General features: G+C 57.1%; 18 protein-coding genes and 1 pseudogene. 15 read left to right on the top strand and 4 right to left on the bottom strand.

Annotation, left to right across the window (positions count from 1 at the left end; all coding sequences use genetic code 11):
* The first annotated feature begins 685 nt into the window (after positions 1–685).
* The 4 genes from DQX05_RS06145 to DQX05_RS06160 all read left to right on the top strand — a co-directional run bounded on the left by DQX05_RS06145 (position 686) and on the right by DQX05_RS06160 (position 5,026).
* Complete coding sequence (locus tag DQX05_RS06145) at positions 686–1,690, top strand: glycosyltransferase family 2 protein (RefSeq protein WP_119791812.1); 1,005 nt, start codon at positions 686–688, stop codon at positions 1,688–1,690.
* On the top strand, positions 1,687–2,163 hold the full coding sequence (locus tag DQX05_RS06150; protein WP_119791814.1) for a GtrA family protein: 477 nt from the start codon (positions 1,687–1,689) through the stop codon (positions 2,161–2,163). The genes DQX05_RS06145 and DQX05_RS06150 overlap by 4 nt, the downstream gene beginning before the upstream one ends.
* A 42-nt stretch (positions 2,164–2,205) precedes the next feature.
* Positions 2,206–3,627, top strand: a complete 1,422-nt coding sequence (gene wsfD / locus DQX05_RS06155) for a glycan biosynthesis hexose transferase WsfD (protein WP_119791816.1) — start codon at positions 2,206–2,208, stop codon at positions 3,625–3,627.
* Between the two features lie 145 nt (positions 3,628–3,772).
* Positions 3,773–5,026, top strand: a complete 1,254-nt coding sequence (locus DQX05_RS06160; protein ID WP_119791818.1) for an anaerobic sulfatase maturase — start codon at positions 3,773–3,775, stop codon at positions 5,024–5,026.
* Between the two features lie 57 nt (positions 5,027–5,083).
* On the opposite strand, the gene DQX05_RS06165 is transcribed toward DQX05_RS06160, so the two are convergent.
* The gene (locus tag DQX05_RS06165) at positions 5,084–5,743 is read right to left on the bottom strand and encodes a hypothetical protein (protein ID WP_259391814.1); all 660 of its coding nucleotides are present in this window, start codon (positions 5,741–5,743) and stop codon (positions 5,084–5,086) included.
* 162 nt (positions 5,744–5,905) lie between these two features.
* On the opposite strand from DQX05_RS06165, the gene DQX05_RS06170 reads away from it, so the two are divergent.
* From DQX05_RS06170 to DQX05_RS06215, 10 genes and pseudogenes are all read left to right on the top strand, one after another.
* Entirely contained in the window at positions 5,906–6,484 is a 579-nt protein-coding gene (locus DQX05_RS06170) for a hypothetical protein (RefSeq protein WP_119791822.1), read from the top strand.
* Between the two features lie 153 nt (positions 6,485–6,637).
* Positions 6,638–8,032: an L-cystine transporter gene (locus DQX05_RS06175; RefSeq protein WP_119791824.1), complete on the top strand. Its 1,395-nt coding sequence runs from the start codon at positions 6,638–6,640 to the stop codon at positions 8,030–8,032.
* A gap of 261 nt (positions 8,033–8,293) precedes the next feature.
* Positions 8,294–8,902 carry a DUF948 domain-containing protein gene (locus DQX05_RS06180; protein ID WP_119791826.1) on the top strand — a complete coding sequence of 203 codons (609 nt, stop codon included), beginning with the start codon at positions 8,294–8,296 and terminating at the stop codon, positions 8,900–8,902.
* Between the two features lie 177 nt (positions 8,903–9,079).
* Positions 9,080–10,219 (top strand): SpoIIE family protein phosphatase, encoded by a 1,140-nt coding sequence (locus DQX05_RS06185; protein ID WP_119791914.1) that lies wholly within the window; start codon positions 9,080–9,082, stop codon positions 10,217–10,219.
* Between the two features lie 18 nt (positions 10,220–10,237).
* Entirely contained in the window at positions 10,238–13,663 is a 3,426-nt protein-coding gene (locus tag DQX05_RS06190) for a response regulator (RefSeq protein WP_119791828.1), read from the top strand.
* 51 nt (positions 13,664–13,714) lie between these two features.
* On the top strand, positions 13,715–14,581 hold the full coding sequence (locus DQX05_RS06195) for a CheR family methyltransferase (RefSeq protein WP_119791916.1): 867 nt from the start codon (positions 13,715–13,717) through the stop codon (positions 14,579–14,581).
* 12 nt (positions 14,582–14,593) lie between these two features.
* Positions 14,594–15,802: pseudogene (locus DQX05_RS06200) on the top strand (response regulator); the annotation flags it as partial.
* A gap of 104 nt (positions 15,803–15,906) precedes the next feature.
* A complete protein-coding gene (locus DQX05_RS06205; protein WP_119791831.1) occupies positions 15,907–16,227 on the top strand; it encodes an STAS domain-containing protein in 321 nt (106 codons plus the stop codon).
* A gap of 29 nt (positions 16,228–16,256) precedes the next feature.
* Positions 16,257–16,715: an anti-sigma B factor RsbW gene (gene rsbW / locus DQX05_RS06210; RefSeq protein WP_119791833.1), complete on the top strand. Its 459-nt coding sequence runs from the start codon at positions 16,257–16,259 to the stop codon at positions 16,713–16,715.
* Positions 16,712–17,482, top strand: coding sequence for a sigma-70 family RNA polymerase sigma factor (locus tag DQX05_RS06215; protein WP_119791835.1), 771 nt, complete (start codon positions 16,712–16,714; stop codon positions 17,480–17,482). The genes rsbW and DQX05_RS06215 overlap by 4 nt, the downstream gene beginning before the upstream one ends.
* A gap of 107 nt (positions 17,483–17,589) precedes the next feature.
* Here DQX05_RS06215 and DQX05_RS06220 read toward each other — a convergent pair whose 3' ends face one another.
* The 3 genes from DQX05_RS06220 to DQX05_RS06230 form a co-directional block, all read right to left on the bottom strand.
* Positions 17,590–17,997 (bottom strand): hypothetical protein, encoded by a 408-nt coding sequence (locus tag DQX05_RS06220; RefSeq protein ID WP_119791837.1) that lies wholly within the window; start codon positions 17,995–17,997, stop codon positions 17,590–17,592.
* Between the two features lie 14 nt (positions 17,998–18,011).
* Positions 18,012–18,386 carry a YtxH domain-containing protein gene (locus DQX05_RS06225; protein WP_259391821.1) on the bottom strand — a complete coding sequence of 125 codons (375 nt, stop codon included), beginning with the start codon at positions 18,384–18,386 and terminating at the stop codon, positions 18,012–18,014.
* 89 nt (positions 18,387–18,475) lie between these two features.
* Entirely contained in the window at positions 18,476–19,171 is a 696-nt protein-coding gene (locus DQX05_RS06230; protein WP_119791841.1) for a phosphatase PAP2 family protein, read from the bottom strand.
* A 205-nt stretch (positions 19,172–19,376) separates the two neighbouring features.
* Here DQX05_RS06230 and DQX05_RS06235 point away from each other — a divergent pair, with 205 nt between their 5' ends.
* Positions 19,377–20,387 carry an asparaginase gene (locus DQX05_RS06235; protein ID WP_119791843.1) on the top strand — a complete coding sequence of 337 codons (1,011 nt, stop codon included), beginning with the start codon at positions 19,377–19,379 and terminating at the stop codon, positions 20,385–20,387.
* Positions 20,388–20,445 lie beyond the last annotated feature (58 nt).

Genomic DNA, 20,445 nt, shown 5'->3' on the forward strand with positions numbered 1-20,445 from the left:
GACTTTCAGAAGCGAGACGACTCCTTTCAATTTATAAAGTTGAAGCGATTCAATTTTTATACAAGAAAATTAAATCGGTTTAACTTCAAGCTATGCCGATGGCGGTGCGTTCATGATTGGAGGATTATGCAGGGGGAAAGTAAACCTGGCGAGATCAAATGGGCAGTTCAACTCTGGTAGCTCAGATAGCTCAGATAGCCCAGATAGCCCAGATAGTATCAGATAGCTCAGGTAATCAGGTAACTCAAGCAGCTCAGATAACTCACAAAATTCAGGCAACCTAGAAGATCTGACAATCAGACAAATCATACAAATCTGACAAATCAGGTAATCAAGCAAGTCTAGAAATCAGGCGGATCAGCATATCACGGGAAGAAGGGTAGGGAATATCGGTTATGGATAAAATGTAAGCGATTTAACTTTTGGGGCCGAGAAGAAGCTCATGCATACATCGGGAAGTATTTTTTTCATTATAATAGGTGTCCAACCAAAAGAAAAAAGAAATTTAAAGCGCTTTCAGATCCTTAGTATGACTCGCGTTGTTTCCCGAAATTGCTGTCGAAAAGGGCCAGAATTAACGACATAAATCCCTAAATTTTGAAAAAACGATTTCATGTTATAGAATATAATGGAAAATGTTTGTATACTAAGGAGGAAATGAATTCCTTCCCCGAAGGAAGCTGTTATGACTACAACACCAATTTTGTATATGGTTGTTCCTTGCTATAACGAAGAGGCGGTGCTTCCCCTCACGATGCAGACGTTGACCGGCGTCCTGTCCCGCTTGGTTCAGGACCGCGTCGTCTCCGCGGAGAGCCGGATATTGCTGGTCGATGACGGCAGCAGAGATGCGACCTGGCTGACCATCGTCCAGGAGCGGGAACGGAACCGTTGGATTGCCGGATTGAAGCTGTCCCGCAATGCCGGACATCAGAAGGCGCTGCTCGCCGGGCTGATGTATGCCAAAAATTTTGCCGATTGCGTCGTCTCCCTTGACGCCGATCTGCAGGACGATGTCGCCGTCGTGAGGCAATTCGTCGAGCAGTTCCGCGACGGCTGCGATATTGTGTACGGCGTAAGGGACAACCGGGATAACGATACGTATTTCAAGCGGTGGAGCGCCGAATTTTTCTATAAGCTGATGCGGAGGATGGGCATTCCGCTTGTCTACAATCATGCCGATTACCGGCTGATGAGCCGCCGTGCCCTCGACTACCTGAGCCAGTTCCCCGAGTCCAATCTGTTCCTGCGCGGCATCGTGCCGCTCATCGGCTTCCCGTCTTCCGTCGTGTCCTACCGGAGATTGGAGCGGGCCGCGGGCGTGACCAAGTATCCGCTTCGCAAAATGCTGTCGTTTGCCTGGGACGGCATTACGTCATTCAGCATGAAGCCGATGCGGCTCGTCACTGCGCTTGGCTTCGTCAGCCTGGGCGCAAGCGCGCTGGCGGGTCTCTACGCCCTCCTGTCCAAGCTGCTGGGACAGACCGTATCCGGATGGACCTCCTTGATGCTGTCCGTCTGGTTCGTCGGAAGCGTTCAATTGCTCGGCCTGGGGGTGGTCGGGGAATACATCGGCAAGATCTATTCCGAGGTCAAGCGGCGTCCGCCGTACATTATTGAGCAGGTGCTGGCGGACAAGCCGGTGATCGAGCAGCCGCTCCGGGCCTATGGAACGGGGTGGGCGGAGTGAGCGGCGCGAAGCTCGCCGTGCGGGGCGGCGCCCGCTTGTTCGGCCGCTATGCCGCCGTCGGAGCCGTGAACACGCTGGTCGGGCTCGGCACGGCGTATGTGCTGCTGTATGCCGGTTGGAGCCATTTTCATGCGACATTCGCGGGCAACTCGGTCGGCGTAGGAATGAGCTATATTCTGAACCGACGCTACACGTTCCGCTATCGGGGGCAATGGCTGCCAAGCTTGCTCCGGTTCATCGCCATCGCGCTGTTCTGTTACGGGTTGGCGTATCAGGCGCTGCATCCGGCGATGTCTGCCCTGGCGGCCCTCCTGCTGCCCGCTTGGGCTTCGCCTTGGGAGCCGTATGCGGCCATATTGGGGGAAGCGGCGATCTATACCGCCGCCTCGTTCCGGCTTCACCGGGGCATCACCTTCGCCCGGACAAGCGACGGGGAGGACGACACCCCGCCTATCGAAGCCGGCGTCAAATAGCAAGCAACAATAGCGATTTCCACACGGGAGAGTGATTCAGTCATGAAGCAGAAAGATTGGGTAACGTGGGGAGCCATGGGAATAGGCGCGCTTATTCTCATCGTAATTCTGTTCAGTCCCCCGTTTATCGGAGTCGCGAACAACGGCGACTTCGAACGGATTGTGGGCAGCGGCGGCATTGCCCCGCTGAGCGACAAGTTCACCTATGAACAAAAATATTTCGGATACAGCCACTCGCGCTATGACTACGGCCCCTTCTCCTTGAACTATTGGTCATCCCAAGCGCTGTTCGTCTTCCTGGCCGGGTTGCTCGGGCGGGTATGGAGTTCCGCTTCGTTTCCACTGGAAGCGATGGGAGCGATCTATGCCGCCCTGCTGCTGGCGGCGCTGTTCCTTATTCTCCGATACGCCTGTTCCGGACAGCGCTGGCTGCAATTGACCGTCGCGCTCTGCCTGCTGTTTATCTTCTTCGATATTGGCTATGTGGCGTATTTCCAATCATTTTTCGGCGAGCCGGTTTCCCTTATCTTCTTGCTTCTTGCATCCGGAACGTCCTTCGTGCTAGCATCGCGCCGCAAGCCTTCCATCGGCTGGGTCGTTCTGTTCTTCGTCTCCGTCCTGATTCTATCCGCATCCAAGCTGCAGAATGCGCCGATCGGCCTCGTCTTCATCCTCTTCGCCTTCCGGTTATACCGGACGCGTCCGGAGCGGAGCTGGAGGAGCACGGTCATTGCCGGCTCGGTGTCGATACTGGCCGTGTCCGTATTGATGTATGCCTATGCGCCGCAGGAGCTGAAGCAGATTAACCTGTATCAGACGATTTTTTACGGAATATTGAAAGACTCGCCTCATGTGGAGAAAGATCTGAAGGAGTTGGGCATTCCGGACAAATTCGCCCCGCTCGCCGGCACGAATTACTTCCAGAAGGATGTGCCGATCCCACAGGACGATCCGGAATTGACGGAGCATGTCTATTCTCGGCTCGGGCATGTCGATGTGGCTGCATACTATATGCGCCACCCCGGGCGGATGATCGATAAGCTGGAGGCCGCCTCTTCTCAGGCCGCGATGATTCGGCCGTACTACCTGGGCAATTACGAGCCAGAGGCCGGCAAGCCTCGGGGCGCACTGTCGTATACATACAGCGTCTGGAGCGAGACGAAGAAGGGCCTGCTCCCGCAGCGCTTCGCTTTTTATCTTGTTTTTTTCCTTCTATATATAGGTGTCGCGCTCAGGGAGTATACCCGCAGACGATATGCGAAGCATGTAGTCGACGCAGCGCTGGTCATCGGTTTCGTGGCCATTATCGCGGTGGCGGTGCCGCTTGTGGGGGACGGCGAGGCGGATTTGGGCAAGCATTTGTTCCTGTTCAACGTCAGCTTCGACATGATGATGGTTGTAACGGTCGTCTGGGTGATAGCCCAGATCCGCAGAATCTTCGACCGATCCCCCGAACTGCATTGATGAAGCGCAGACGACATGGCGATAAAGGGCGTATGCACCCGCCGGCATATGACCTTGTTCCTAGCGAATCGTTCAAAAATAAGGATATTGTAGATGGGACAGCTGGTGAAGCCGGCCACATCTACAGATTAAGGGGGCACAGCCTATGAACGTTGACGTGAGAGACATCGCCCGCCATCCATTCACTGGTGTCATGTGGAAGACCGTGTCCGAGGATTGCAATCTAGCCTGCGACTACTGTTACTACAGTTCCTGCCAGGGACGGCCTGGCCACACGCTTCAGCGGATTGATGACGATATGCTGGATACGTTCATCCGCCAATGGATGGAGCAATCGCAGGGGGTCGCCTCATTTGCCTGGCAAGGAGGAGAACCGCTGCTCGCCGGCAAGCCCTTCTTCGAGCAGGTCGTCAGGCTGCAGGCGGCCTATGCGCCGCCGCGCACGGTGATCAGCAATGCGCTGCAGACGAACGGCACGCTGCTCGATGCGGAGTGGGCGGCCTTTTTCAAGCAATACGCCTTCCTGATCGGCGTCAGTCTGGATGGTCCGCAGCCGATTCACGACAAGCACCGCGTCACCGGATCGGGAGCGGGCTCCTATCAGGCCGTCATGCGCGGAATCGATCATTTGCGCCAGGCAGGCGTGGACTATAATATATTGACCGTCATCCACGAGGACAATGTGGGCGAGGCGGCCGCACTGATGGATTTCTTCGCGGCGGAGCGGTTTACGCATGTCCAGTTCATACCGTGCATGGATTTCCGCTCCCAGAATGTTGACGCGCCCGGCATTTATACGATTACACCGGAGCAGTACGGACATTTTTTGTGCGAAGCCTTCGATAAATGGTACAACGGCGGGGAGCCGCTCTTCTCCGTCCGCATGTTCGACAACGTCCTCCAGGCCGAATTGGGCCTAGAGCCGGAAATGTGCACTCATCGCGAATCCTGCCCCTCGGCGCTCGTGCTGGAGCCGAACGGGGATGCCTATCCGTGCGACTTCTTCCTGCATAACCGCTACCGGCTCGGCAACGTCGGCACCGGCCGGCTGGCCTCCTTGTCCCGCCATCCGAGCTGGCAGCAATTCCATCAGATGAAGAAGGAGGTGCCGGACGCTTGCCGCGCATGCGAATATTGGAGCTACTGCCATGGCGGCTGCCCGCGCAACCGGATCGATCGCGATGGCGTGTGGGAAGGACATACCGACTATTTCTGCGAGAGCTACCGGATGCTGTATGCGCATGCGGGAGAGCGCATCGCCACGCTGGGCCGGAAGATCCGCCTGCAGGAGCTGCTGCGGCTCCGCGGGACCGGCCGTCCGCTCCCTGGGCGCAATGAACCTTGCGTGTGCGGCAGCGGACGCAAGTTCAAGCAATGCTGCGGGCCGCTGCTGCCGTAGCCTGCCAATATCCAATGACAAGAGGCGATGTCCAGACGGCATCGCCTTCTATGTATACTACCACTTGATCCACAAGTCGCCTTTCCAGGTGAACACCTTGCCCCAGCGCTGATTATTTCCGTCGTAGCGGACTTCTGACACGTTCACGGTCTGCGGGGAGAGCGCGCCTGCCTTGCGGCCATTGACTTGGTCATACAACGCAGTCTCCTTCGTCAGCTTGGCCTTCTGCTTCTCCTGGCTTGGGGATATGACCCAGGCCTTGCCCTTATAAGTATGAAGCTGATACCAGACGAACCCGGAGTCGTCGACCTGTTCATTGATCACGTTTACGGTCTGGCGGCCGAGAAGTCCGAGCCGCTCGCCGTTTACTTTATCGTAGAAGGCCGTCTTGTCAGGCAGCACGATCGTCTTGTAGGAAGCGCTCGGATCCTTGAAGTAGCCGTATCCGATCCAGGTCAATGCTCTATGCCAGGTCCGGTTGTCCTGATCCACGACCGATTCTTCAATCTTGACGACCTGGGGCCCCAGCGCCCCCATCCGCTTCCCGCCCGGAAACGTATAGAACGGGACGGACTCGTCGAGATCGATTTGCTTCGTCGTCTTGCCGACCGCGCCGGGAACCACTTGTTCCTCAGATTCCGCGGCCCACGCCGCCGTAGCCGAGAAGGCGCTTAAGGCTGCAGTCAGTGCCAACACTGCCGATATTTTCTTCATCATTGAAGTCTCCTCTCTCATGGTTATACAATGGTATGGTTTACAGGGGTGACATAGACGGGACGCCGTCTATTCATAGTTGCTTGTACACTATGTAACCGTGGGCAATTCGGATTGAAACAGGGCCTTCCCGCTGGTTAAATAGAAGGAGAGGGAGGAGATTGCATGAAAAAAGGTTGGAAATGGCTGGGGAGAACGATTGCCTTCCTGATCTTATTCGTGATTATCGCAAGCGTTGCTTTTATATTCTATATTCGGCCGGCGGATAAGATTGGGTGGCCGGGCCATGTCGAGGTATCGATCCTCGGCAAGCTGGAGCAGATGGTGAAGAACCGTTCCTTGTCCTTGCAGCTGAATGAGGACGAGATCAATGCGCTCGCGATTCAAGGGATGCAGAAGACGGAGCCGTACCGATCTTATATGAAATTGTGGAAGCTGGACGGCATGCGGATCCATCTGCAGCCGGGCGGCCTGGAGGCGCAGGTGCAGATGGAGCCGTTCCCGGGCATCCGGGCTGAAGCGAACATTCTCTATGATATGGAATGGAACTCGGAGCAGCAGAGCGTGCGCGCGGTTCCGCAGTCGGTGCGCATGAAGGGCTGGGAGATTCCAGAGTCTTGGCTGAATCTGAAGCCGATGGAATTCCCGATCGCGGCGGAGCTGCCGGATTGGGTGAAGGTCAAGGAGTTCGACTTCAATGCTGACGGCTGGGTGATGAAGCTGGGGCTGTCTTTGACCCGGTAAAAATGCACGGGCGCCATCCAATAACAGGCCTTACATTGCATGCATCACTTGCCTGCGCTGGATAACTGTTCCCGAATTGGGCAGTAATAAAAACGCAGGGGACCGGCAAACGGCTGCTCCAGCGATTTGAACCAGGACAGGGGAGTGATGTGGATGACAGTCGGATGGTGGGTAGCGCTTCACGCCATCATTATGCTGGGCCTGGTGGTGCTGTTGTACCGCATGCAGCGCAAGCATGTCTCTTTTACGAAGCGGGTCTTCACGGGTCTTGGTCTTGGAATTGTATACGGGGCGGTGCTGCAATGGCTCCATGGCCCGGACAGCGCCATTGTGGAGCAGGCGGCCGACTGGTTCGAGATCATCGGCGTCGGCTATGTGCGGCTGCTGCAAATGGTCGTCATGCCGCTCATTATCGTATCCATCATATCCGCCATCATTCATGTGAAGGCCAAGGCGGGGGTAGGCAAGATGAGCGCCTCCATCATCGGCATCTTGATCGGGACGACCGCCGTAGCCGCCGTGGTCGGTATCGTCACGGCTCTCGTTTTTCAGCTGTCCTCGTTCGAGATTGAAGCGGGCACGCAGGAGATTGAGCGCGGCAACTATTTGGACAGCAAGCTGGGGGAAGTCAGTGAGATAACGCTGCCGCAGCAAATTATTGAATTCATTCCGGCCAATCCGTTCCTCGACATGACAGGGGAGCGGCGGACCTCGACGATCGCCGTCGTCATCTTCGCGGCCTTCGTCGGCGTCGCCGCGCTTGGCGTGATGCGCAAGAAGCCGGACACAGGGGCGGCCTTCATGTCCATCATCGACGCGCTGCATGCCGTCGTCATGCGGATGGTGACGCTGGTGCTGAGGCTGACCCCTTATGGCGTGATGTCGCTGATGGCCGTCGTGGTGGCCACGACGGCGCCGTCAGAAATATGGAAGCTCGGGAAATTCGTCATCGCTTCGTATGTGGCGCTCGTCATCATGTTCTGCCTGCACCTGCTGTTCTTGGCGCTGTCCGGCATTTCGCCGCTCCGGTATGTGACCGGGGCGCTGCCGGCGCTCGTCTTCGCGTTCACCTCCCGCACCAGCGCAGGCTCGATTCCGATCAACATCGAGATGCAGGTCAATCGGCTCGGCGTGCCGGAGAGCTTCGCCAACTTCAGCGCCTCGTTCGGCGCCTCGATGGGGCAGAACGGCTGCGCCGGTATCTACCCGGCGATGTTGGCCGTCATGATCGCCCCGAGCGCGGGCATCGATCCGTACAACCTTGGATTTTTGCTGCAGCTGGTCGCGGTTGTTGCCATTAGCTCGTTCGGCGTCGCCGGGGTTGGTGGTGGAGCGACCTTCGCCGCGCTGATTGTGCTGTCCTCGATGAACTTGCCGGTCGCGCTGGCGGGGCTGCTGATTAGCGTCGAGCCGCTGATTGACATGGGACGGACGGCCTTGAATGTGAACGGCTCGATGACTGCGGGCGTCCTATCCTCCCGCTGGCTCGGCCAATGGAACCGGAAGCGGTTCTATGAGGAGCGCCAGGCGCATCGCGAGGATATATAGCGAGTGATCCCCATGAAAAATATGAACAAGCTTTCACACTTTTTTGCCCGTAAATGCGGTACAATACAAAGGACGCCTTCTTCGTCGGAAGGCGTCCTTTGCTGCATTGCGGGGCAGACACGGCTGCACAAATAAAGAAAACTGTTTCACAAGCGGCCCATACGGGTACTAAATGGATGATTTCATGGACAACATGCACATCCGTTTTGCAAATAGATGATGAGGTTCACATGTTTACAGAGAGAGAAAGGCGGAGATGTTATGCTAGTTGAAATCAGCGCGCTGATTGCGGCGCTGGCCTTTGCCGTGTTGGTCGTCTTCCTGATCCAGACGCTGCGGTCGGCCAAGCAGTCGCTCGACGAGGTGTCTAGGACGATGGAGGATGTGCAGCAGACCGTGCAGATGCTGAGCGGGGATCTGCAGGCGATCGCGCGGAATGCCAACCATATGACCGAGGAATTACAGGGACAATTGAAGAAGATCGAGCCTGTGGCGGATTCGGTGCAGAATGCCGGAGAAGCCTTGAATGAATTGACGCTGGCCGCGAAGCAAATCTCGGTCGGCTTCGTCAGCGGCGTTCGCAAAGCGGCGAGGCGCTTCGAGAAGAAACGCGGGGACGGGCCGGCACCGGGCAGCCAGCCGGCGGACCCGGGAGGCTCTTATGCGGGCAGCCCGGCACCTGGCGGACAGGCCGCTTCTCCGGTGCAGGACGGAGTGCCCGGAGCAAGCGCGGCTTCCGCACTGCCGCTCACGGCCGCAGCCGCAGAGCACCCGCAACCGGGAGCGACGGCGAAGCAGGGCGGGGACGATTGGAAGGCCTGGGTCGATCTTGGGATTCGCGCATGGCAGCTGTGGAGACAACGAAGCTAGTTATCCAGCCGGCCTAACGGTTACGTTAGCCGGCTTTTCCGATCTGAACGGGAATACGACTGGATCCTATGGCATAAAAAGGGGTGCGAAAGCGGCCGCGTTTCCGTTATATTGGAAGGTAGAGATTGTAAGTGTTCGGGCAGTGGAATGCTGTCGATTGAGGGGAGGAGTAGTATGTTGAACGTACTTGTTGTCGACGATAATCCGACCAATGTGATGCTGATTCGGGAGATCCTTCGGAAGGCAGGCTATACGAGGGTGCAATCCGCCTCTTCAGCGCGGGAAATGTACGAGGTGTTAGGGCTGGAAGGGCCGGTAGGTCCGCTTTATGTGCCGGATGTTGATCTCATTTTGCTGGATATGATGATGCCTGAGATTGACGGGCTGGAGGCATGCCGGACCATTCAGCAGTATTCCGAGCTGCGGGATATTCCGATCATTATCGTGACGGCGATCGGCGATTCGCATATGCTGGCCGAAGCGCTGGACGCAGGAGCGGCCGACTACGTGACGAAGCCGATCAACCGCATCGAGCTGCTCGCCCGCATCCGGCTTGCCCTTCGCTTGAAGCAGGAGAAGGACTGGCATAAGGAACGCGATCGCCATATCCGGGAGGAGCTGCGCCTCGCCGCCCGGGTCCAGAGCTCGGTGCTGACGGAGCCGCTCTCCGATGAGCGGATTACGATAGACGCCCTCTATCAGCCGTCCGAGGAGCTGGCTGGAGATCTGTATGCCTGGTTCAAGCTGGGGGAAGGCCGGTACGGCATCATGATTATCGATATGATGGGGCATGGCGTCTCCTCCGCGCTGCTGTGCATGTTCATCGCCTCGGTCCTGAGAGACGCGGTGGTGCAGACCGAGCAGCCGGACATGGTGTTGAAGCGGTTGAACACGAAGTTCCACCAGCTTCATATGAACGGGAATCTGATGCTGTACTACATGACGGCGCTCTATGTCGTCGTCGATACGAACGATCGCACGATCCAATATGCCAATGCGGGCCACCCGCCGGGAATCGTCATGATGGAGGACGGCCGGATGGTGACGCTCGAGTCGACAGGCTATCCTGTCGGCATGTTCGCCGAGCTGGAAGTGGATACCCATGTGCTGAAATTCGATTCGCGGGCGAGAATCGCACTGTATACCGACGGGCTGCTGGAATCGGCCGGCGCAACCGTGGAGAGTGTGATGGAGCGGATAGGAGCGCTGTTGAAGCAAGAACCATCCTTGAAAAGCCAAGCCTGGGACGAACTGCTCCACCCGCCCGGAGAAGAGAGCGAGGACGACAAATGCCTCGTATGGGTCGACATTCATTAAGCAGAGGGGGAGCAAGCGTTGAAGCTGCGTACGAAGCTCATCATCGGCTATGTCATGTTCATGATCATCATTCTCGCATTGGGCGGGTATTCGTTTGCCCAGATGGGCGGCCTGAAGCAAGACCTCGATCATTTCTACCGGGACAGCTTCCGGAAGGTTGAGCTGGCGCTGGCGGCGCGGGACGATGCCAATGCGATTGCCCGTGACCTGGTGACCGAGCTGCTCAATCCGGACAAGGCGGATCAGACCGGCAGAGAAGTGCTGGATAAGGTCGACGGCTACAAGGAGCGGATCAATCGCTGGCTGGAAGAGCTGACCCGGCAAGCGGCCAAGGCCGAGGAGAAGCAGATGGTGGAGGCGGCGCTTCACGAATGGGGCCGGTACGACCAATTCGTGATCGATGCAATTCGGCTGAGCATGGATAACGAGTATGAGCAAGCGAACCAGCTCCGCAATGAGTACGGGCTTGATTATCAGAACTATTTGTTGAACAGCCTGGGCGATCTGGCCCGCTACCATGAAGCGATAATGGAAGATCAGGTGACGGCCGCGACCGATACGTATGAAGCCGCCCTGACTTGGACGGCAGCAATTATGCTGTTCGGAATTGTCGTGACCGCCGTAGTGACGCTGTGGGTCATTCCGAGCGTCACGCGCAATCTGAACACGATGTCGGTCATGATGCGGAGCCTGGCCCGCGGACGGATGCGCGTCATTCAGAAGCTGGAGCCGCATACGAATGACGAGATCGGGGAAGTCATCCATGTCTTCAAGCAGATGGCCGCGGACATCGAGAGACGGAAGCGGAGCGAGGAGCAGTTCCGGTTGGTCCAGGAGGAACAAGCCTGGATGGATGCCAATATCGCCCGCGTGACGGAGCTGTTGCACGGTGCGACGACCTTGGACCAGGTCGGGGAGACGTTCGTAAGCGAGTTCGTGCCGACGCTCGGCGCGCAATACGGGGCGCTGTATATCCGGGATGACCTGAAGAACCCGGACTGGCTTCATCTGTACGGCGCCTATGCGGCCAACGGCCGCCTCCAGGCTGAGACGGGCTTCCGCGTCGGCGAAGGCTTGGTCGGACAGTGCGCGCATGACGAGAAGCCGATCTATATTCATGATTTGAAAAACAGTTCGCTGCGCATCCAGAGCGGGATTTGCGATACAGTCCCGGTCGAGCTCGTGGTCTACCCGATCATCTTCGAAGCTACGGTCATCGCCGTGCTGGAGCTGGCGTCCGTATCGCCACTGTCGAACAAGGAGCAGCAGCTGCTTGAGCAGCTGGCGGACAAGCTGGGCGTCATTATCCACTCCATATCCGGACGGCTGCGCGTCGAGGAATTGCTGCGCGAGTCGCAGACGCTGACGGAGGAACTGCAGTGCCAGTCCGAGGAACTGCTGACGCAGCAAGAAGAAATGCGGCGCTCGAATGAGCATCTGGAATCCCAGACCGAGGCGTTGAAGCGGTCGGAGGAGGTGCTGCAGCGCCAGCAGGAGGAACTGGAGCACTACAATACGGAACTCATCGCCAAGACGCGCGCGCTGGAAGAGCAGATGCTGGCCACGCAGGAGAAGAACGAGGAGCTGGAGGGCGCCCGCAAGGAGATGGAGCGCCAGGCGCTCCGGCTTGCGCTCGCCTCCAAGTACAAATCGGAATTCCTGGCGAACATGTCGCATGAATTGCGGACGCCGCTGAACAGTCTGCTCGTCCTGTCCCAGCTGCTCTCCGAGAACAAGGAGGGCAATCTGCAGCCGAAGCAGATCGAGTATGCGCGTACGATTCATATGTCCGGATCGGATCTGTTGAAAATGATTGACGAGATTTTGGACTTGTCCAAAATTGACGCGGGCAAAATGCAGCTGAACTATGAAAAGGTGCATTTGTCGGAGCTGATAGCCTATATCCGTGACAGCTTCTCCGAGATCGCTTCGCAAAAAGGCCTCCGGCTTGAAGTCCATATGGATGAGAACGTGCCGGACAGCCTGGTGACAGATGGGCACCGGGTCATGCAGATTATCCGCAACCTGATGTCCAATGCGGTCAAATTCACGAACTACGGAAGCGTCGCATTCCATATCGGAATGGCGGCGGAGGAAGAGATTCCGTCCCATATCCGCAAGGAGGGAATGCCATTCTTCGCGCTGCGGGTGACGGATACCGGAATCGGAATTCCGGAGGAGAAGCAGGATCTGATCTTCGAAGCGTTCCAGCAGTTGGACGGCACGACCAGCCGGAAGTACGGCGGAGCCGGGCTAGGGTTGTCCATCAGCCGGGAACTGGCTCGTCTGCTGGGCGGAACGCTTACGGTGGAGAGCAAGGAGGAGGAGGGCAGCACCTTCACCTTCTATTTGCCGGTTCAAGCGACCAAGCAGCGTGAACCATTGGGGGGCAGCGTTCGCCTCATTGAGCAATGGAATGAGAAGGCGATGGCGTCTGCGGCGGCCGAACCAACCGCAGCGGCAGAATCATCTCCAGCGGAAGGACCATCCTTAGCGTGTCCGGGAGAGGAACAACGGGACGATAAGCCGGCGGCTTCGCCTGATCGCACGTGGAAGAAGTCGCATCGGGAGTGGGACAACGTGGTGATGCATGAGGCCGCTGCAGCCGAGGAGCAGAAGCGGGAGCGGGTCTGGCCGCTGGAACGGAAGAAGCTGCTCATTGTGGAAGACGACGGTCCGCAGCGGCAGTCGCTGATCGCGCTCATCGAGGGCGCCGATGTGGAAGTGCATGCCGTCTCGAACGGAACGGAGGCGCTGAAATCACTGGCAGACACGAAGTACGACGGTCTGGTGCTGGATCTGCTGCTGCCTGACATGAGCGGATTCGAGCTGCTGGACAGTATGGGGGCTCATGCGGAGCTGAGCAAGGTTCCGGTCATTGTATACACGGGCAAGCTCCTGGACAAGAAGGAAGAGCTGGAGCTGAAGAAGCGCGCGCGGAGCATTATTATCAAGGATGTGAAGTCGCCGGAGCGGCTGCTTCAAGAGACAATGCTGCTCCTGAACCGGTCCGGAGAAGAGGAAGCGGGGACGCGCGCCAGCGGGCACGCATCGAATGATCAGCTGCTGGCAGGCAAGCGCATCCTGCTCGTCGATGACGATGTGCGCAACGTATTCGCTCTGTCCAGCGTGCTGGAGCAGTACGATATGGACATCGTCTATGCGGAGAACGGCCAAGAAGCCATCGAGGCCCTGACCGGGGATCCGGAGCATTTCGATCTGGTTCTGATGGATATGATGATGCCGGAAATGGACGGCTATGAGGCGATGCGCCTCATTCGGGAGATGCCTTCGTTCGAGAAGCTCCCGATCATTGCCCTGACCGCCAAGGCGATGAAGGAAGACCGCAACAAATGCATTGAAGCCGGGGCTTCCGACTACGTAAGCAAGCCGTTCCAGACGGATCAGCTGCTGTCGCTGATGCGGGTCTGGCTGTACAGGTAGACGGGAATCCCTTGTCAAGAAGACACAGACATGAAGGAGTATGGGATGGAGATGACAGGCAGAGAAACCGGAAGGAACCGCGAGGAGCATCGTCCGCATGATTCGGATCGGGAGAGAGTAGAAATCGAACTGCTCCTGGAAGGAATTTATCGGGTCTATGGTTACGATTTTCGTGACTATGCCTTTCCTTCTCTCCAACGGCGAATCTGGCATCAAGTTTACACCGAGCAGGTGGAGACGATCTCCGAATTGCAAAGCTGCGTGCTTCATAACCGGGACTGCCTGCAGCGGCTCGTGCACAGCCTGTCCATTCCGGTGACGGAGATGTTCCGCGATCCCCAGATGTTCGGCGCATTTCGCCGTACCGTCGTCCCTTTACTCCGAACCTACCCGTATATCCGCATCTGGCACGCCGGCTGCTCGACCGGGGAGGAGGTCTACTCGATGGCCATCCTTCTTCACGAGGAAGGGCTGTACGAGAAGACGAGACTGTATGCGACCGACATGAATTCGCGTTCGCTGCGCATCGCCAAGGAAGGAATCTGCCCCCTGGACAAAATGAAATTGTACACTAAAAACTATATGGAAGCGGGTGGCACCCGGTCCTTCTCCGAATATTACACGGCCTCCGGAGAAGGGGTCGTCATCCATCCCTATTTGCGCAAAAACATTATTTTTGCCGAGCATAATCTGGCGACGGACCGTTCCTTCAACGAGTTCAATGTCATTCTCTGCCGCAATGTCATGATCTATTTCAACGATCCGCTGCGCAACCGGGTGCATGAGCTGTTCTACGAGAGTCTCGCCCCGCTGGGCGTGCTCATTGTCGGCGCCAAGGAATCGCTGCATTTCACGGTGCATGAAGCGCGCTATGAGGAGATGGACCGGAACGAGAAGATTTATCGCAAAATACGGTAGGAGGTACTACGGATGACTACCTTAGAACCGATAAATATACTGCTGGTCGATGACAGACCTGAAAATCTGCTGGCGCTGGAGGCAGTCCTGTCCGAAGAAAGCTACCGCCTGGTCAAGGCGACGTCGGGCGAGGAGGCGCTGCGCCATCTGATGAAGAGCGAATTCGCGGTCATCGTCCTCGACGTTCAAATGCCCGGCATGGACGGCATCGAGACCGCCAAGTGGATTAAAGCGCGGGAAAAGACGAAAAACATCCCGATCATCTTCGTATCCGCCAACTACAAAGAGACCGAGCATCTCTTCGCCGGATATTCGGCCGGCGGGGTCGATTACATGATCAAGCCGTTCGTTCCCCATATTCTCAAATCCAAAATTCACAGCTTCGTCGGCATGTTCCTGGCGCAGAAGCGGCTCCAAGCGCAGAAGATGCTCCTTCACCAGAAGACGCAGGAGTTGGAGCGGATGAACCACGAGCTGGCTGCGGCGAAGGAAGCCGCCGAACGCGCCGCTCTCGCCCGCACGCAGTTCCTGGCCATGATGAGCCATGAGATCCGCACCCCGATGAACGGAGTGCTCGGCATGGTCGATCTGCTGATGGATACCGAGCTCACTCCCGAGCAGGGGAATTATGCCGAGATGATCCGGAAGAGCGCGGATGCGCTCATTCGGACGATCAACAACATTCTCGATTTCACGAAGATGGAATCGGGCAAGCTGGAGCTGGACGAATTCCCGTTCGACTGCACAGCGCTCGTCTCGGAAGTATATGAGCTGTTCACGCCCGAATCGAGCAAGCGCGATCTGAATTTGACGTACACGATTGCGCCCGACGTGCCGAATTGTCTCTACGGCGACATGTTCCGGCTGCGGCAGATTCTCGTCAACCTGGTCGGTAACGCCGTCAAATTTACGGACAGCGGCGAGGTTGAGATCCGTATCTCCCTTCTGCCGGAGCGGCAGCGAGAGGAGGAACCGGGACGGGTGAAGGTCCAATTTGAAGTGAAGGATTCGGGCGTCGGCATTCCCGAGAATAAAATGGACGGGCTGTTCCAGCCGTTCTCCCAGCTGGATTCATCGATGAACCGCAAGTATGGCGGAAGCGGGCTCGGACTCGCGATTTGCAAATCGCTCGTCCATATGATGCAGGGGGATATCCGCACCGTACCGGTAGAGGAAGGCGCGCTGTTCGTCTTCCATGTATGTCTGGGGATATGCGAGGAGCAGTAGAATTCGGTTCGATGTTTCGGGCCCTCGTATTTCGGTTATTTACGTTACAGTGAGGGGATTAGATTAAACCTAGAAGTCGTGAGTTAGGAGAGGAAGCTATGAACGGCAATAAATTCAACGTAACGATGCAGCAAGACGAACATCAAGTAACAGTGCATTTGCAAGGGGACCTGGACTTGGCGGCCGCAGGGGAGTTCCGCAGCCTGCTGGAGCCGATTGTCAATGACCCGGCACTGGATTTGACGCTGGATCTGCAGAAGCTTACCTATATCGACAGCACCGGGATCGGGATTCTCATCTCCGTGCTGAAGCTTCGGAAGGAGCAGCAAGCGCAGTTCCGCATCGTTCATGTGCCGCAGCAGATTCAGAAGCTGTTCGATATGACGGGGATTTCGAAGTTTTTGACACCGAACGCATAAATTTAAGGGATTATGAAAGGGAATGACTTATGGAAAATGACAGAGAGCGGAAGCAAATCAAATTAATTCTGCCTGCGCAGGCGGCATATGTCGATCTGGCCCGTCTGACGCTGTACGGCATTGCAAGCCGCATCGGGTTCTCTTACGAGGATATCGAAGATATGAAGGTCGCTATCTCCGAGGCCTGCAATAACGCGGTATTATATGCTTATCGAACGACGCAGGGGATGGTAGAGATTATTTTCGAGGAGGGGCCGGATGAGATTGGCATCATGGTCAAGGACGAGGGCGGCAGCTTCGATGCGGACAGCAAGACGAGCGGCTTGTGCGGATGGCATGAGAAGAGCCTGGACGAGGTGGAGGCCGGGGGGCTCGGGTTCTACCTGATGCAGGCGCTGATGGATGATGTGGAAGTGATGAGCACGGAGGGGCGAGGTACTGTTGTCAAAATGCGCAAGCGACTTTTGAAAAGTGGAGAACTGCTATGAGCGAGCCCTCCCGGCATGGAACAGCGGAAGAGGCGAATCAACTCATCAGTGCTTATCAAGAGACGCAGGACAACGATATCGCCACGCTCCTCATCCACAAGTATGAGCCCATGGTCAAGATGGCCGCCGGCAAAATTTCGCGCAACCGTCCCGATTTATACGAAGACCTGATGCAGGTCGGCAATATGGCATTGATTCGTCTGCTGCAGCAATTCGACAGCTCCTTGGGCGTGCCCTTCGAAGCTTATGCGATGAAGAGCATGATCGGTCATATGAAAAATTTCCTCCGGGACAAGTCGTGGTATATTCAAGTGCCGCGCCGAATCAAGGAGAAGGGGGCCCTCATTCAGCAGACGATCGACGAATTGACCGTTCAGTTGGAACGGTCGCCGAACGTGGAGGAGATTGCGGAGCGGCTGGAATTATCCGTTGAGGAGACCGTCGAAGTACTAGCCGGCCGGGAATGCTATCACTATGTGTCGCTGGACACGCCCTTGTCGCAGGAAGAGAGCGCGGCGACGCTAGGGGAACTGATCAGCTCGGACAGCGACGATTATGAAGCCGTCGAGCGCCGGATGGATCTGAGCGATGCCATGGCAGCGCTCAAAGCGGAAGAGCGGCAGGTGCTTGCCCTAGTATTCGAGGAAGGGCTGTCTCAACGTGCGGCCGCCGAACGGCTCGGGGTGTCCCAGATGAGCGTCTCGCGGATTCAACGCAGAGCCACCGACAAGCTCCGGCATATCCTATCCTCCCGCTATGACGGATAGCTGTCCTGCGCTTCATGCGCGGACAGAACGAAGCACGCCCTGAAGGCGTGCTTCGATCGTGCTTCTTTGGTTGCTCTTCTCGATGATTCGGATCGTCCCCTGAACACTCAATCTGTCATGGCTTGAACCTGTCTCATCCCCGCTGCGCGCGGTGCGAGGGCATGGAGCAGATCCGCATCGGGAGCGGGAGGCTCCACGCAGGGAACGCTGAGCTTGCGCTCGATCTGGGCGCACAGCTTCGCCAGGATCGTCCACGCTCTTGCTTGTATCGCTTCCGGTACAGGCGCGTTGCTCGAGAAGCCCGCCAAGCCGGTTTCGACCTGCAATGCTCCGTTCGCCAGCTTGACGGCCGGAACGGTGAACATATGGCTTGCCCTTTCGGTGTCAAGCGCCTCGTTCATCAGCCCCAGTACGAAGACTTCCTGCTTGCTGGACTGAATGCCGGTGAAGCCGTGCCGCAAAAATAATTTGCGCACGGCTTCGGCCTGAGCAGAGACCGGAGGTATCGGCGTCATTCCCATTCCTCCCGTCAGTTCGAGTTCAGTTGACTCGCCACTTCATCCGCCACATCGGCGGAAGCTTCCTTCAACTGCGTTGTCGCCTCGGATGCGGCGTCTTTCACGGTAACCGCCACCTCATGGGACGCATCCTTCATGCTGTTAACGACCGCTTCGGCCTTGCTGCCGACCGACTTGACGGCATCAGCGGTCTTCGTGCCGAGATCGCAGGCGATATCCTTCGTCTTCTCGCCCACCTTCTGCGCCGTGTCGCACAGATCGGAACGCAATTCGCGGCCCGGCTTCGGTGCCAACAGCAGGGCAGCTGCCGCGCCGATAATGCCGCCAACAATGGCGCCTTTCAAAAATACGCTGGAATTGTTATTATTTTCACTCACTATCGTCATCTCCTTGTACGTCATTCGTTGCTATCTACCATACGATTACACTGATTGACCGCTTTTGAAACAGGCTGTGCCGAAATTTGATCCCCCAATTACGCCCGGCGCTTGCGGCGGATCCATTGTAGCGCGTAAATACAGGCGATGAGCCAGACGCCTCCGGCGCAAAAGCCGGCAATCACATCCGTAGCATAATGCACGCCCAGATAGATTCGGCTCAAGCCGATGGCAAGGACGAGCAGTCCGGTCAGGACGAGAATATAGGCGGCGGGCCGCCCCCGTTCCTTCCGATGCAGCCAGATCAGATAGCCAAGCATGCCGTAGAACGCGATCGAAGCCATGGAATGACCGCTCGGGAAGCTGTAACCGGATTCGACCACCCAATGCTCCCATGACGGTCTGGCGCGCTGAATTAAGTTTTTGATAATCAGGTTCAGCGTGTAGCTGCCGCCAAGCGCGACCAGCAAGCCGAACGCGTCCCAGCGCCGCTTGAATCCCCAGGCGCAAATGCCTGCGCACAGCAGCGAGATGGGGATGATGACGTGGCTGGAAGCGAGATCGGTGAGCAAGGATACGGCCTTGGTCAGCCCCGGCGAAGCGGCGAGCCGCACCGTGTCCGTGACGACGGCATCAAATTGCTGAAAGTTGTCCGCAAGGACTCCCCGAATCAGCACAAAAAACAGCACGATCAGAATCAGAACGGCGAGGCCGCCCCATAATAGGCTTAATGTGAACATCGCCGTTTCTTTCGGGGAGGGTGCGGCCGGTTTGTTGTTGGATTGTTGATTCATCGCAGTCAAATTTCTCCTTAAGCGGCACACAGGCGGGTGAGCACATGCTCTCGCCTGAAGCTCTGTGAATATAAATAGACCGAATACAGGAAAGAGCCCCATTATATGAATATCACAAAGCTTCTATCGAATGCAAATAGACCGATAGGCAGCAGCTTCGGAAAGGGATATAATTTAGGAAGTGGCTACAAGGAAAGGAAGACCGATGATGAATGAACGACTGATAGAAGAAACGCGCAACGGCTGGCTGGAATGCGAGCATCGGGGCGCGATATGCGGCGTGGACGAACATGGCCGCATTCGCTATGCTGTAGGGGACACGGCCCGGCCGATGTTTCTCCGTTCGGCAGCCAAGCCGCTGCAGGCGATTCCCGTCGTGCGAAGCGGTATGCTGGAGCACTTTCAGCTTGAGGATCGGGACTTGGCCCTAATGACCTCCTCGCACCGGGGAGAAGCGGCGCATGTCGATACGTTGGAGCATGTGATGGAGCATTGCGGGCTTCAAGACGAGGCGCTAATCTGCAGCCCTTCCCTGCCGCTTCATGAGGAATCGAGGGAAGAGCTGCTTCGACAGGGCGGAGACCGGCGGCGAATGTACCACAATTGCGCCGGCAAGCATTTCGGCGTGTTGGCCTGGAGCAAGATGGCCGGCATGGACATGGGATCGTATGCCGATCCCGGGCATCCGGCGCAGCGCCAGATGAGAGACACGATCAGCTACCTGTCGCAAGTGCCGCAGGAGGCGATGATTCAAGGGACGGACGGATGCGGATTCCCAGTGTACGGCATTCCGCTGACCGGTCTGGCGACCGCCTACCTGAAGCTGGCCTGTCCTGCTCTGATCGAAGACGCGCCTACGAGGGAAGCCGCGGCGCGCGTTCGCCGCGCGATGCAGCGATATCCGTTCCTGGTCGGCGGCACGGACCGGGTCGACTCGCTGCTGATGGAGGATGACAACATCATCGCCAAGGGCGGGTTCAAAGGAATCTTCGCCTTCGCGCTGACCAAGGAACGGCTCGGCTTCGCCTTCAAGATCGCCGACGGATCGGATGAAGAGTGGGCGTTGGTGACTGCCTCCATTCTGGAGCAGATCGGATATGAGCGCCGGGAGACGGTAGAGCGGCTTCGCAGCCGGATACCGGCGGTGATTCTCAATGACAACGGCCGGCAGGTCGGGGAACAACGAACTGTCTTCGTGCTGAAGCCGGGAACGTAAGCGGCCCAAGCAAAGATGGGAACACAAGCGGCCCAAGCGAAGATGGGAACACAAGCGG

This window comes from Paenibacillus thiaminolyticus (assembly GCF_003591545.1).
Classification (GTDB): domain Bacteria; phylum Bacillota; class Bacilli; order Paenibacillales; family Paenibacillaceae; genus Paenibacillus_B; species Paenibacillus_B thiaminolyticus_A.